Here is a 12,840-nt window from a genome sequence, read left to right on the forward strand (position 1 = left end):
CTCGTACGTGCGTGCCATGCCCTGCGGTACGGCGCATCATCACACCGGTGGGACGTTCGTAGCGACGTACGGTCCGGCCGGTCGCACGGTCCGGGGCGGGTGAGCCGGGCCAGGCGGTAGCGGGTCAGGGCGTGGTGCACGGTCGAGGGCGCCGGAGCCAGCAGGTGCGCGAGGCGAGCAGGCCCGGTCCGGCGTAGGACGCGGAGCTTGTTGATCTTCCGTTCGGTGCGGGTCGACGTCCGCCTGGGGTCTGGTGCCCCCTCCCGAAACCGTCACCCTCGCCCGCACGGAAGCGGCACCCCTCCGGCGTCAGCGGGGCCACCCCTTCCACATCAGGAGACATAAGGGTAGGCTCACCTAAGTTGATCATTGTGTGGTGGAGGAGATCGTGAGCGAAGCCCGCTCCGTGCTGCGGGTCCCCCCGGAGGTCCGACCGGCGCGGCAGCGGCTGACAGGAGTCGGCGGCCGACGCCGCTGGGCCGGACTCCTGGTGCTGCTGGGAGTGGTGGCACTGGCCGTGCTGCTCTCCATCGCCCTGGGGTCCAAGCCGCTCACCCCGGGCCAGGTCTGGCACGGCCTGTGGAGTCCGCAGGGTCTGGAGGCGGACATCATCGTCCGGGATCTGCGCATGCCGCGCACCTGGCTCGGGCTCGTGGCCGGTGCCGCGTTGGGGGTGGCCGGCGCGCTGATGCAGGGTCACACCCGGAACCCCATCGCCGATCCGGTGGTTCTGGGCATCAGTGCGGGGGCCGGGATGTGCGTGGTCGCCGCCATCTTCCTGCTGGGCGTCTCCGGCCTGCACGGCTATGTGTGGTTCGGGTTCCTCGGTGCCGCCGTGGCCAGCCTGCTGGTCCACGCGGTGGGGCGGCTCGCTCGGGGCGGCGCCACTCCTGTCACCCTGGCGCTGGCGGGTGCTGCCGCGCACGCCCTCTTCACGGCACTCACCGCGGGCATGGTGCTGATCGACCGGCAGGCCCTGGAGGTCTACCGGTTCTGGACGGTGGGCACCGTCTCCGACCGCCCGGTGGAACTCGTCGTGCAGATGCTCCCCTTCGTCCTGGTGGGTCTGGTGCTGGCCGCCGCCAACGCCGGCGGGCTCAACGCCCTGTCCCTGGGGGAGGACGTGGCCCGGTCGCTGGGCCTGCGGGTGGGGCTCACCCGGGCGGTCGGCATGGCCGCCATCACCGTGCTGACCGGCACCGCGGTCGCCGTCTGCGGGCCGATCGGCTTCGCCGGGCTGGTCTCCACGCACATCGCGCGGTACTTCACCGGGCCCGACTACCGTTGGGTTCTCGTCTACTCGGGGCTCCTCGGTGCCTCCCTGGTGGTTCTCGCCGACACCCTCGGCCGTCTGGTCGCCCGGCCCGGGGAGCTTCAGGTCGGCATCATGCTCGCGCTGATCGGCGCCCCCGTCTTCATCTACCTGGTGGGCCGCCGGAAGCCGGTGAGGCCATGACCTCCGCCATGACACCCGGACCGGGTTCCTCGGCACCCGCGGAGACCGCCGGCGCCGAGCAGAACGGCCCCCGGCCCGGTCGCCGGCCGGCCGTTCCCGGCCGCCGGACGCTGCGCGCCGGTCCGTTCTCCGCCGGCTGGCGCCCCCGGCAGGTCCTGGTACCGCTGTTGACCGCCGCAGTGCTCGTCGCGGCCGTCGCCGTGAGCACCGCCCGGGGCAGCAGTTCCCTCCCCGTCGGGGAGGTGGCACTGCGGCTGCTGGGTGGCGGCACCCCGGCCCATGACTTCGTCATCTTCGAACTGCGCCTGCCGCGCGCTCTGATCGGCGTCCTGGTGGGCGGCGCGCTCGGACTGGCAGGAGCGATCGTCCAAGGCATCGCGCGCAATCCACTGGCCAGCCCCGACATCCTCGGGATCACCAGCGGAGCCGGGGTCGGCGCCGTCACCGTGATCGTCCTGGGCGGTTCCTACGGCAGTGTCAGCGGTGTGCTGGCCGGCATCGGCGTTCCCGCCGCGGCCGTGGGTGGTGCTCTGGTCGCCGCCCTGGCCGTCCATCTGCTCGCCGTGCGGCGGGGGATCTCCGGCTACCGGGTGCTGCTGGTCGGCGTCGGCGTGAACGCGGTCCTCGGCAGCGTGCTCTCCTGGCTGCTGGTCAAGGCCGACATCGTGGACGTCGGCCGGGCGCTGGTCTGGCTCAACGGCAGCCTCGACCAGGGCGCCAGTTGGTCCGTCGTCCGGACCACTTCCTTGGTACTGGCCGTGCTGATGCCCGTCGCCCTGGTGCTCTCCTTCACCTTCGGGGCCCTCGCCTACGACGAGGACACCGCGCGGGGCCTCGGGGTGCGCATGACCGGAGCCCGGGTGGCCCTGCTCCTCATCGCCGTACTCCTCACCGCCACCGCGACCGCGGCGGCCGGACCGGTCGCCTTCGTCGCGCTCGCCGCGCCACAGCTGGCCCTGCGGCTGGCCCGCACCGGTACGCCGCCGCTGCTCGCCTCGGCCCTGCTGGGGGCAGCCGTCACGGTGTGGGCCGACGTGCTGGGCCGTACCGCCTTCGGCGATCTGCAACTGCCGGTCGGTGTCGTGACGGCCGCGCTCGGCGCGCCCTATCTGCTCTACCTGCTCGTCCGAAGCGGAAAGGCACGTACCTCATGACCGGGACCATCAAGCTGGGCAAGACGGCGGAGGTGTCCGCGTCGCGGGGGGAAAGAGCGGCCGGAGCGTGTCCTGCTCCGGTGCGGCTGCGCGCGCGGGGGCTCACCTTGGGCTATGCGCAGCGCCCGGTGATCGAGGGGCTCGACCTGGAGATCCCGGACGGTTCGTTCACCGCGGTCATCGGCCCCAACGGCTGCGGCAAGTCCACCCTGCTCCGGGCCTTCGGGCGGCTGATGAAACCGCGCGCCGGCGAGGTGCTGCTGGACGGCACCCCGATCCACCGGATGCCGACCCGTCAGGTCGCCCACCTGGTGGGCCTGTTGCCGCAGTCCCCCGTGGCGCCCGAAGGAATCAGCGTCGCCGACCTGGTCGCCAGGGGCCGGCATCCCCACCAGAGCTGGTACCGGCGCTGGACCGGCGAGGACGAGGAGGTCGTGGCCCGGGCGATGCGGGCCACCGGCACCTACGAGTTGGCGGAACGGGACCTGGACGAACTCTCGGGCGGGCAGCGGCAACGGGCCTGGATCGCCATGGCGCTGGCCCAGGACACCGAGTTGCTCCTGCTGGACGAGCCCACCAACCACCTGGACCTGGCGCACCAGGTGGAGGTTCTGGACCTGGTGCGGACGCTGCACCGGGACATGGGGCGCACCGTGGTGCTGGTGCTGCACGATCTGACGCTGGCGGCCCGCTACGCGGATCGCCTGGTGGCGATGAAAGAGGGGCGCATCGTCGCGCAGGGCGCGCCACGGGACGTGCTCACCGAGGAGATGCTGGCGGAGGTCTTCGGGCTGCACGCCCGGGTCCGGCACGACGAGGAGACCGGTTGCCCCCTGGTGATCCCGCTCAGCCGCTGCGCCGAAGGGGACGGTTGACGGGGCGACGTACGAACCGGGGCCGAAGCGACGCGCCGTCAAGGTGACGGCGCCTCTGGAACTCACCCACGCCGCCGTACGGACCACGCTCCAGGGCAGCGGCGGCACCGTGGTCGACCTGTCCTCCCCCACTGGTCTGACTCCGGGCAGGGGATCTGCCTTCGCCGCCTCCAAGGCGTGGCCCCGGTAACCAAGGGGACCGGGGCGCAGGTGACGGTGCTGTGTCCCGGGCTTCGTCCGCACCGGGTTCCACGCCCGTGCCGGAATCGATGTGCGTCAGGTCTCCGAAGGCTCGTGGACGGAGCCGGGCGGCGTCGTCGACCGGTGTCCCTCGGATGCAGCGCGCGGTCGGCCGTTCCCACTGCTGGGACTGCGCACGTGTCAAACGGATGCTCGGCAACGCCGGCCGGTGCCCGGGCCTGACCGCACAACCGCCAACCGCCAACCGCCAACCGCCAACAACGGAAACCCTCTTGTCGCGCTCCGCGGCAACGCACCACTACGAAAGCGAAGAACCCCAGAATGAGAACTCGCCGAGCGTTCGCCGCAGCTGCGCTGGCCCTTCCGATCCTGCTGACCGGCTGCGGCAGCAGTGACCCCGCCCCCGCCAAGGCTGCCGAGGGAAAGACGGCCCCGGCCCTTCGCGAGATCACCCACGACCTCGGCACGGTGAAGGTGCCCGGCAAGCCGGAAGCCGTCATCGCCCTGGACGAGGTCGCCGGACTGACCCTGCTCTCCTTCGGCATCAAGCCCGATGCGGTCTACCTGGCCAGCGCGCAACCGCGCGCCCAGGAGATCCTCACCGCCAACGGCGTGGAACTGCGCAAGATCGAGGTCGGCAAGACGCCCGAACTGGAACGGCTCACCGAGGACGCGCCCGACCTGCTGGTCGGTACCGGCGCGGCCGGGGCCACCGGGCAGAACTACAAGAGCCTCAGCCGACTGGCCCCCACCGTCGTCCTGCCCATCGAGGGCGAGTGGCGCGAGATCGTGCGACGGACCGCCGGCTTCTTCGGAGCGGAGGAGGCCGGCAAGCGCCAGATCACCGCGGCCGAGACCGTGCTGCGCACCGCCGCGGACGCGGTGAAGGGCAAGCGCACCCTCTCCCTGCTGGGCAACTCCTTCGGCGCCAACGACTTCACCATGCCGCCGCACGTGCCCATCTCCACGCTGATCGCGGAGGCCGGCTTCACCCGCCCCGCCTTCCAGCAGAAGAAGGCGAAGGGGTACTCGGTCCCGCTGTCGAAGGAGTACCTGCCGGAGCAGGACGCCGAGCTCATCGTCATCCCGCGCGGCGAGTTCTACACCCCTGACGCACTGACCAAGAACCCGGCCTTCAAGGCCACCGGAAAGGTCGTCACCCCGGACGCCGACGTGTGGTTCGGCATGTCCGGCTTCGCCTTCTACGCGTCCGCCCACGACCTGCACGTGCTCGCCTCCGGCAAGGGCGAGCTCAGCTCGGCCGACAACATCCAGGACATCTGGGCCGCCTACCTGGAAGCCACCAAGGCCTGACTCCGAGAGCCGCTGCGCCGCAGCGAACACGCGGTGCCCCCGTGGCCGCGGGGGCACCGCGCCACCAGCCGAGACGACAGGCCGAGACGACAGGCCGAGGAGACGATCAACCGGCGATGGCCACCGACACGACGAAGAGGAAGAGCACGGCGACGGCGCTGTGGCTCCCCGTGCTCTTCCTGACCCTGTTCACCTTCTCCACGGACGACCAGGTGATCGCGGGCGTCCTGCCCGAGGTCGCGGCCGGCCCCTCCGTCTCCGGGGCGATGGCCGGCCAACTGATGACGGTCTCCTCCCTCACCGTCGCGGTCGTCATTCCTGTGGCCGGGCTGCTGCTGGCCTCCACCGCGCGCAGGACCGTGGTGCTCGCGGCCCTCGCCGTGTCCACCCCCGCCGACCTCCGCGGGCCGCACGACACCGGCGCCCGCCCGGGCCCGGTCCAGCGAGACGGAGCCGCCCAGTGAACGTGCCGCCCCCCGACCCGACACCCGCACCCACCACCCTGGGTGCCCTGCTGCGCCCCGTCCTGGGCCGGCTCGTCCTCACCGCGCTGTGCTCGGCGGTGGCCGCCGTGGCCTCGGTGGTGCCCCTGCTCTGCCTGGTGGAACTCGCCCGGATCCTGCTGCCCGGTCTCACCGGGGACCCCATCGACGAGGGCGGGGCATGGACCGCCGTCGCCGTCGCCGCCACCGCGCTCGCTCTGCGGCTGGTGCTGCTGCTGTGCGCCTCCACCGTCTCCCACCTGGCCGACGTGCGGCTGGGGTCCCTGCTCCGCCGCAGGGTCGTCGGCCACCTGGGCCGCGTTCCGCTGGGCTGGTTCACCCAGCGCAACTCCGGCCTGGTGAAGAAGGCCGTCCAGGACGACGTCGGTGCCCTGCACCACCTGGTGGCGCACTCGGTCACCGAACTGACCACCGCGCTGGTGGTGCCCACCGTGATCGTCGGCTACCTGCTGCTGTCCGACCCGCTGATGACCGTCATCACCCTGGTGCCGGTGGCGGCCGGCATGCTCGGCCTCAAGATCGCCACCCGGGGCACCACGCACAAGCTCGTCGAGTACGCGGGCTCACAGGCACGCCTGGGAGCCGCCGCCGTGCAGTTCACCGACGGCATCACCGAGGTCAAGACGTTCGGCACCCTCGGCCGGGCCCACGACGCCTACCGGGAGGCCGCCGAGGACTTCGACGACCGCCACCGGGACTGGATGCGCTCCAGTTCCGCCGGGGCGACCTTCATGGAACTGGCCCTCTCCCCGATGACCCTGCTGCTGACCACGGTGCTCGCCGGAGGAGCCCTGGTGCACTCCGGACACCTCGGCGGTCCGTCGGAGCTGCTGCCCTTCGTCGTCCTGGGGCTGGCGATACCCGCGCCGGTGCTCGCCGTCGGCTTCAACTACCACGCCCTGCTCGCGGCCCGGGGCGCCGCCGCCCGGGTCCGGGAGATCCTCGCCGAGTCCGCGCTCCCCGCACCGGCCGAGCCTGCGGCCGCACCGGACGCCGGCGCCGCCCTGTGCCTGGAGTCCGTGGACTTCGACTACGGCGGCCACGCCGCCCTGCGCGGCATCGACCTGACGCTCCGTCCCGGAACCGTGACCGCCCTCGTCGGTGCCTCCGGGTCCGGCAAGTCGACCCTCGCCAAGCTGGCCGCCCGCTTCCACGACCCGTCCGCGGGACGGATCACCCTGGGCGGCACCGACCTGCGCGCACTCTCCTTCGAAGACCTCTACGCCCACATCGGCTTCGTCTTCCAGGACACCACGCCACTGCGCATCTCCGTCCGGGACAACATCCGGCTGGCCCGCCCCGACGCCGACGACACCGAGGTCCTGCGCGCAGCCTCCGCGGCACGGCTCACCGAGGTGATCGAACGCCTCCCCCGGGGCCTGGACTCCGTCATCGGCGACGACGCCGTCCTGTCCGGCGGCGAGTGCCAGCGCATCGCCATCGCCCGTGCCCTCCTCGCCGACCGGCCGCTGCTCGTCCTCGACGAGGCCACCTCGGCGGTGGACCCCGACAGCGAGGCGGCCATCCAGCAGGCGCTCAGTGCGCTCAGCGCGGGCCGGACCCTCCTGGTGATCGCCCACCGGCTGCACACGGTACGCGGGGCCGACACCATCGCGGTGCTCGACGGCGGCCGCATCGTCGAACGGGGCACCCACGAGGAACTGCTGGACGACGGCACCCACTACCGGGCCCTGTGGGCCGCCCACCAGGGCGGCGAACAGCCCCAGCGGCCCGACGCCACCACCGAAAGCGAGCTGTCGAACCGATGATCCGCTCCCTGTTCGCCCTGCTCGACCCGGCGGGCCGCCGCCAGTTGCGCGCCCTGCTGATCCGCGTCGGCGTGGCGGCCGTCCTCCAGGGACTTGCCGGCTGCACCCTCATCCCGCTGCTCGGCGCGCTGTTCACCGACGACTGGGAAGCGGTGTGGACCTGGGCCGCGGTCCTGGCCGGCCTGGTGCTGACCCACCACACGGTGATGCTGCGCAACCACCGCCACGCCGGTGAGCTCTCCAGCGCCCTGCTGCGGCTGCTCCACGCCCGGCTGGGCGAAGCGCTGACCCGCATCCCGCTGGGGTGGTTCGCCGAAGGACGCGCGGCGACCGTCAACCGGCTGGCCACCAAGACCGCCGTCGACGTGGCCACCGCCCCGGCCCACCTGGTGGCCCCGGTGGTGGCGGCGGTGGCCACCCCGGCGACCATCATCGCCGTCACCCTGGCCGTGCAATGGCAGATCGGGCTCGCCCTGCTGCTCGGCGCCCCGCTGCCGCTGCTCGCCTACCGTCTCTACCTCCAGGTCATCGAGCGCGTCGAAGACACCTGGGAGGCCGGCACCAACCGGGCCTCCGAGCGGGTCCTGGAGTACGCTCGACAGCAGCCGGTGCTACGGGCCTACGGTGGCGGCGGCGTTCCCCTGGACCAGGCCCTCACCGACCAGGACGCGGGTGCCCGCAGCATGGTCCTGGGCAATTCGGCGGCCACCGCGCCGCTCTTCCTGGCCCTCCAGACGGTCCTCACCGGGGTGCTGGCCCTCACCGTCATGCTCGCCCTCGGCGGCGGAGGTGACATCGCGGTGCTGATCGCCGTGATGGTACTGGCCGTGCGTTTCGTGGAGCCGCTGACGGCCGTGGCCGAGGTCGCCGGCGGCCTGCGCATCGCCACCGTGGGGCTGCGGCGCTTCCGCGAGGTGCTGGACGTCCCGCCGCTGCCGGAGCCCGACCGGCCCGCGGCCTGCGGGCCGCCGTCCGTGGAGTTCCGCGAGGTGGGCTTCGGCTACGCCCCGGGCCGCCCGGTCCTGCACGCGTTGTCCTTCCGCGCCGAGCCCGGCACGCTGACCGCGCTGGTCGGGCCCTCGGGCGCCGGGAAGTCCACCGTGCTCTCGCTGATCGCCCGCTTCCACGACCCGGACAGCGGCACCGTGCTCGTCGGCGGCCGGGACGTACGCGAGCTGGGCACCGCTCAGTTGCTGAGCCGGATCGCCCTGGTCTCCCAGCACCCGTACCTCTTCGAGGAGTCCATCGCCGAGAACATCCTGCGGGCCCGGCCCGGCGCCGGCCCCGACGAGCTGGACCGGGTGGTCCGGCTGGCCCGCGTCGACGAGATCGCCGCCCGGCTGCCGAACGGCCTGGGCACCCGCGTCGGAGAGGGCGGGGCCACGCTCTCCGGGGGCGAGCGGCAGCGGGTCTCGATCGCCCGTGCCCTGCTCAAGGACGCCCCGATCGTGCTGTTGGACGAGGTCACCTCCTCCCTCGACGCCGTCAACGAGCGGCTGGTCCAGCAGGCGGTCACCCGGCTCGCCGCCGACCGCACGGTGCTGGTGGTCGCCCACCGGCTGGAGACCGTCGAGGGCGCCGACCGGATTCTGGTGCTGGACGGGGGCCGCGTCACCGAGTCCGGCTCCCACGAGGAACTCCTGCGGCTCGGCGGCGTCTACAGCCGCTTCGTCGACCGCCGCCGCCAGGCCGCCGCCTGGCATCTCACCGGCACCGGATGAGCCGGCCCCCGCGGGGGCGGGGCCGGCAGGAGTCCCCCCTCGTGTGGGCCGGTGATGACGAGGGCGGCACCAATCGTCGGCCGAGGCACGTGCGGTGCAGGGGTACAGCCATGCGGCGTGCCTACGCGCTTCCTCAAAAAATAGTCACTCTGACAATAATTCCTCGTTACCATCGCTCCTCATGAGCAACCGTCTGAGAAACCTCGCCACCGAGAACGAACGCGTGGCGGCCACCGGCACCTACACCACCTCCACCGGCGCCCGGGTCTCCATAGCCCCAGCTCTCGCCGCCGCCCGCTCCGGGACCGTCTCCCACTCCCCCGCCTTCGCCCCGGCGCCCACCGGACCCTTCGCCGGCGGGGCCGAGGTGACCGACGAGGACAGCCTGCGCGCCGCCCGCCGCCTCACCGACGAAGGCGTCGAACACCTCGCCGTCCTCAACTTCGCCTCGGCCCGCAACCCCGGCGGCGGGTACCTGCGCGGCGCCAAGGCACAGGAGGAAGACCTGTGCCGCACCGCTCTCCTCTACTCGTGCCTGCTCGAAGCCCCCGACTACTACGCGGCCCATCGGGCGTCCGCCGACCTCAACTACAGCCACCGGGTGATCTTCTCCCCGCACGTACCGGTGATCCGCGACGGTTCCCACGCCCTGCTCGACCAGACGTACCGCGTCTCCTTCCTGACCTCCCCCGCTCCCAACGCCGGCCAGCTGGCGCGGCACTCGCCGGGTGAGGAGGCCGACGTCAGGGGCACTCTGACCGAACGCGCCCGCCGTGTCCTCGGTGTGGCCGCCCACCACGGCGTGCGCGAACTCGTCCTCGGCGCCTGGGGATGCGGCGTCTTCGGCAACGACCCGGCCGAGGTGGCGGACGCGTTCGCCGAAGCCCTGCACACCCACGGCGCCCCGTTCGCCCGAGTCACCTTCGCCGTCTGGGACCGCTCGGCCGACTCCCCCAACCGCACCGCCTTCCGGGCCAGGTTCGCCGGCTGACGATGTTCCGCATCACCCGGATCGAAGAGGACGTGGCGGTTCGGACGGAAACGCAGCAGGTGTCCTTGCCCTCGTACCGGGCCCGGTTCGCGGCACGACCGGCCCGGTCCTCAGCTCCCGTCGCGTTCCCGCTCGGCCGCCAGCTCCAACGCGACATCGATGATCATGTCTTCCTGGCCGCCGACGTATCCCGCCTCGCCAACCCGTTGCAGGATCTCGTGCGCCGGTACCCGGTAGCGTTCGGCGGCCCGCTCGGCGTGCAGCAGGAAGCTGGAGTAAACCCCTGCGTACCCCTGGGTGATCGCGGCCCGGTCCGTCCAGGGCAGTCGCGCGACGAACGGCCGGACCACCTCGTCCGCGGCGGCCAGCACCGCATGGGTGTCGACGCCGGTGGGCACGCCCATCCGCTCCAGTACGGGAACGAGGATCTCGGTGGGCGCGTTGCCCGCGCCCGCGCCCAGGGCGCACAGGGTCCCGTCGATCTGCCGGGCGCCGGCCTCGTAGGCGGCGAGCGTGTTGGCCAACCCCAGGGACAGGTTCTGGTGCGCATGGATGCCCACTTCGGCGTCCGCGCCCAGTTCGGCGACGAGGGCGGCCACCCGGTCGCGGGCCTGGCTCGGGAGCAGCGCTCCGGCCGAGTCCACGACGTAGACGCACTGGCATCCTGCGTCGGCCATGATGCGGGCCTGCCGGGCCAGGGCCTCGGGGGTGATCCGGTGCGAGAGCATCAGGAAGCCCACGGTCTCCATGCCGAGCCTCCGGGCCGCCGCGAAGTGCTGGACCGAGACGTCCGCCTCGGTGCAGTGGGTCGCGATCCGGGCGATCCGGGCGCCCGCTGCGTGGGCCCGTTCCAGGGCTCGCACCGTTCCGACGCCCGGCAGGAGGAGCACGGCGATCCGGGCCCGGCGGGCCTCGTCCACCGCGGCGGCGACCAGGGTGAGCTCGTCGGTGCCGGAGAAGCCGTAGTTGAACGACGACCCGCCCAGGCCGTCGCCGTGCGACACCTCCAACACCGTGACGCCCGCGTCGTCCAGGGCGCGCACCACGGCACGGACCTGCGGGACGGTGAAGCGGTGGTGCACGGCGTGGCTGCCGTCGCGCAGGGTGGAGTCCGTGATCCGTACGGGGGCCGGTGACGGGGTGGTTGCCGTGGTCATGTCGTCGACCTCTTCCGTGCGAGTTCCTCTCCGACCTGGGCTGCGGCAGCGGTCATGATGTCGAGGTTGCCGGCCCAGGGCGGCAGGTGGTCACCGTTGCCGCGGACTTCGAGGAAGACCGCGACCCGGGCGTGGCCGTCCCAGTCGGCGCGGGCCGCGTCGTACTGCGGGTCCGCGCGCAGGGTGTAGCCGGGGACGTAGCGTCGGACGCGCTCCACCTGGCGGACCACGGATTCGGTGACGGCGTCGCGGTCGGCGTCGGCCGGGATCGCGCAGTAGACCGTGTCCCGCATGATCATCGGCGGTTCGACGGGGTTGAGGACGATGATCGCCTTGCCGCGAGCCGCGCCTCCGACCTCTTCCACCGCCGCCGCCGTGGTCTCGGTGAACTCGTCGATGTTGGCGCGGGTTCCGGGGCCGGCCGACCGCGAGGCGATGGACGCCACGATCTCCGCGTACGCCACGGGGACCACGGCGGAAACGGCGCTGACGATCGGGACGGTCGCCTGGCCACCGCAGGTGATCATGTTGAGGTTGGGGGCTTCGGCGAGGTCGTCGAGGTTGACGGGCGGGCAGACGAACGGTCCGGTGGCCGCCGGGGTGAGGTCGATGGCCCGGATGCCGGCCTCGGCGTACCGGGGTGCGTTCGCGAGGTGGGCGCCGGCGGAGGTCGCCTCGAACACGAGGTCGGGCAGTTCGTCCTGGGCCAGCAGCCAGTCCAGGCCCCCGGCGGACGCGGTGACGCCCAGTTCCCGGGCCCGCGCCAGTCCGGCGGAGTCAGGGTCCACGCCGACCACGGAGCGGAGGTCGATGAGTTCGCTGCGCAGCAGCTTGACCATCAGGTCCGTCCCGATGTGTCCGGGGCCGACGATCGCGGCGGTCAGCACGTGTGCTCCTCGGAGAAGGCGGCGGTGACGGTGCCGAGCCCGGCGAAGGTCGCGGTGACGACGTCGCCCGCGGCGACGGGGAGCGCGGCGGTGAGGGAGCCGGGGAGGACGACGTGTCCTGGCTTCAGTCCGATGCCCAGTGGCGCCAGTGTGTTGGCCAGCCACACCAGGGCGTTCAGGGGGTTCCCCAGTACGGCCGCGCCGGCGCCGGTGTCCGTGAGGACGCCGTTGCGATGGAGCAGGCAGGGGGTCGAGGCCAGGTCGACGCCGTCCAGGCGGACGGGGTTCGCGCCGAGGACCACCCCGCCGCTGGAGGCGTTGTCGGCGACGGTGTCCGCAAGGGTGATCCGCCAGTCCGCGATCCGGGAGTCGATGATCTCCAGCGCCGGCAGGACGAAGTCGACCGCCGCCGCCGCCTCGGCCGAGGTGACGCCGGGGCCCTCCAGCGGGCGCTTGAGGACGAACGCGAACTCCGGCTCGATCCGCGGCTGGAGGAAGCGGGCGGGGTCGATGGGGGCCGAGTCGGTGTGGAACATGGTGTCCATGAGGTGGCCGTAGTCCGGCTGGTCGACCTTCAACTGGCGGCGCATGGCCGCTGAGGTGAGGCCGACCTTGTGCCCCTTGATCCGGGCGCCTTCGGCGAGCCAATGTTCGACCTGGAGCCGCTGGATCTCGTAGGCGTCGGCCGGCCCGAGTCCGGGGAGGGCTTCTGACGGTGGACGGACGGGAGTCCGCGTCGCGTAGGCGCCCAGGAGTTCGGCTGCGGCCTGCTCCCGGGTGTGGGTGTCCGTGCTGGTTCCGTCCATGACGGT

General features: G+C 72.6%; 12 protein-coding genes and 1 pseudogene. 9 read left to right on the top strand and 4 right to left on the bottom strand.

Translation table 11 applies throughout. The features are described 5' to 3' along the window. Positions 1-55 precede the first annotated feature (55 nt). Positions 56-248: pseudogene (locus ACFYOU_RS24300) on the bottom strand (IS481 family transposase); the annotation flags it as partial. A gap of 128 nt (positions 249-376) precedes the next feature. On the opposite strand from ACFYOU_RS24300, the gene ACFYOU_RS24305 reads away from it, so the two are divergent. The 9 genes from ACFYOU_RS24305 to ACFYOU_RS24345 all read left to right on the top strand — a co-directional run bounded on the left by ACFYOU_RS24305 (position 377) and on the right by ACFYOU_RS24345 (position 9,984). Further along, positions 377-1,456, top strand: a complete 1,080-nt coding sequence (locus tag ACFYOU_RS24305) for an iron chelate uptake ABC transporter family permease subunit (protein WP_391308432.1) — start codon at positions 377-379, stop codon at positions 1,454-1,456. An 8-nt stretch (positions 1,457-1,464) separates the two neighbouring features. Further along, positions 1,465-2,610, top strand: coding sequence for an iron chelate uptake ABC transporter family permease subunit (locus ACFYOU_RS24310; RefSeq protein WP_391308433.1), 1,146 nt, complete (start codon positions 1,465-1,467; stop codon positions 2,608-2,610). Beyond that, entirely contained in the window at positions 2,607-3,485 is an 879-nt protein-coding gene (locus tag ACFYOU_RS24315; protein ID WP_391308435.1) for an ATP-binding cassette domain-containing protein, read from the top strand. Before ACFYOU_RS24310 ends, ACFYOU_RS24315 begins: the two co-directional genes overlap by 4 nt. A 43-nt stretch (positions 3,486-3,528) precedes the next feature. Continuing rightward, positions 3,529-3,675: a hypothetical protein gene (locus ACFYOU_RS24320; RefSeq protein ID WP_391308437.1), complete on the top strand. Its 147-nt coding sequence runs from the start codon at positions 3,529-3,531 to the stop codon at positions 3,673-3,675. A gap of 332 nt (positions 3,676-4,007) precedes the next feature. Continuing rightward, positions 4,008-5,000: an ABC transporter substrate-binding protein gene (locus ACFYOU_RS24325; RefSeq protein ID WP_391308439.1), complete on the top strand. Its 993-nt coding sequence runs from the start codon at positions 4,008-4,010 to the stop codon at positions 4,998-5,000. A gap of 116 nt (positions 5,001-5,116) precedes the next feature. Continuing rightward, positions 5,117-5,464 carry a hypothetical protein gene (locus tag ACFYOU_RS24330; protein WP_391308441.1) on the top strand — a complete coding sequence of 116 codons (348 nt, stop codon included), beginning with the start codon at positions 5,117-5,119 and terminating at the stop codon, positions 5,462-5,464. Continuing rightward, on the top strand, positions 5,461-7,272 hold the full coding sequence (locus tag ACFYOU_RS24335) for an ATP-binding cassette domain-containing protein (protein ID WP_391308442.1): 1,812 nt from the start codon (positions 5,461-5,463) through the stop codon (positions 7,270-7,272). The genes ACFYOU_RS24330 and ACFYOU_RS24335 overlap by 4 nt, the downstream gene beginning before the upstream one ends. After that, complete coding sequence (locus tag ACFYOU_RS24340) at positions 7,269-8,993, top strand: ATP-binding cassette domain-containing protein (RefSeq protein WP_391308444.1); 1,725 nt, start codon at positions 7,269-7,271, stop codon at positions 8,991-8,993. The genes ACFYOU_RS24335 and ACFYOU_RS24340 overlap by 4 nt, the downstream gene beginning before the upstream one ends. Positions 8,994-9,174: 181 nt before the next feature. Continuing rightward, a complete protein-coding gene (locus ACFYOU_RS24345; RefSeq protein WP_391308445.1) occupies positions 9,175-9,984 on the top strand; it encodes a TIGR02452 family protein in 810 nt (269 codons plus the stop codon). A gap of 110 nt (positions 9,985-10,094) precedes the next feature. On the opposite strand, the gene dmpG is transcribed toward ACFYOU_RS24345, so the two are convergent. From dmpG to ACFYOU_RS24360, 3 genes are read right to left on the bottom strand one after another with little or no spacing between them, the layout of a single operon-like run. Further along, positions 10,095-11,141: a 4-hydroxy-2-oxovalerate aldolase gene (gene dmpG, locus ACFYOU_RS24350; RefSeq protein WP_391308446.1), complete on the bottom strand. Its 1,047-nt coding sequence runs from the start codon at positions 11,139-11,141 to the stop codon at positions 10,095-10,097. Continuing rightward, a complete protein-coding gene (locus ACFYOU_RS24355) occupies positions 11,138-12,028 on the bottom strand; it encodes an acetaldehyde dehydrogenase (acetylating) (protein ID WP_391308448.1) in 891 nt (296 codons plus the stop codon). Before ACFYOU_RS24355 ends, dmpG begins: the two co-directional genes overlap by 4 nt. Continuing rightward, positions 12,022-12,834, bottom strand: a complete 813-nt coding sequence (locus tag ACFYOU_RS24360) for a fumarylacetoacetate hydrolase family protein (protein WP_391308450.1) — start codon at positions 12,832-12,834, stop codon at positions 12,022-12,024. Before ACFYOU_RS24360 ends, ACFYOU_RS24355 begins: the two co-directional genes overlap by 7 nt. Positions 12,835-12,840 lie beyond the last annotated feature (6 nt).

The organism is Streptomyces sp. NPDC005955, assembly GCF_042871255.1.
In the GTDB taxonomy this organism is placed as follows: Bacteria; Actinomycetota; Actinomycetes; order Streptomycetales; family Streptomycetaceae; genus Streptomyces.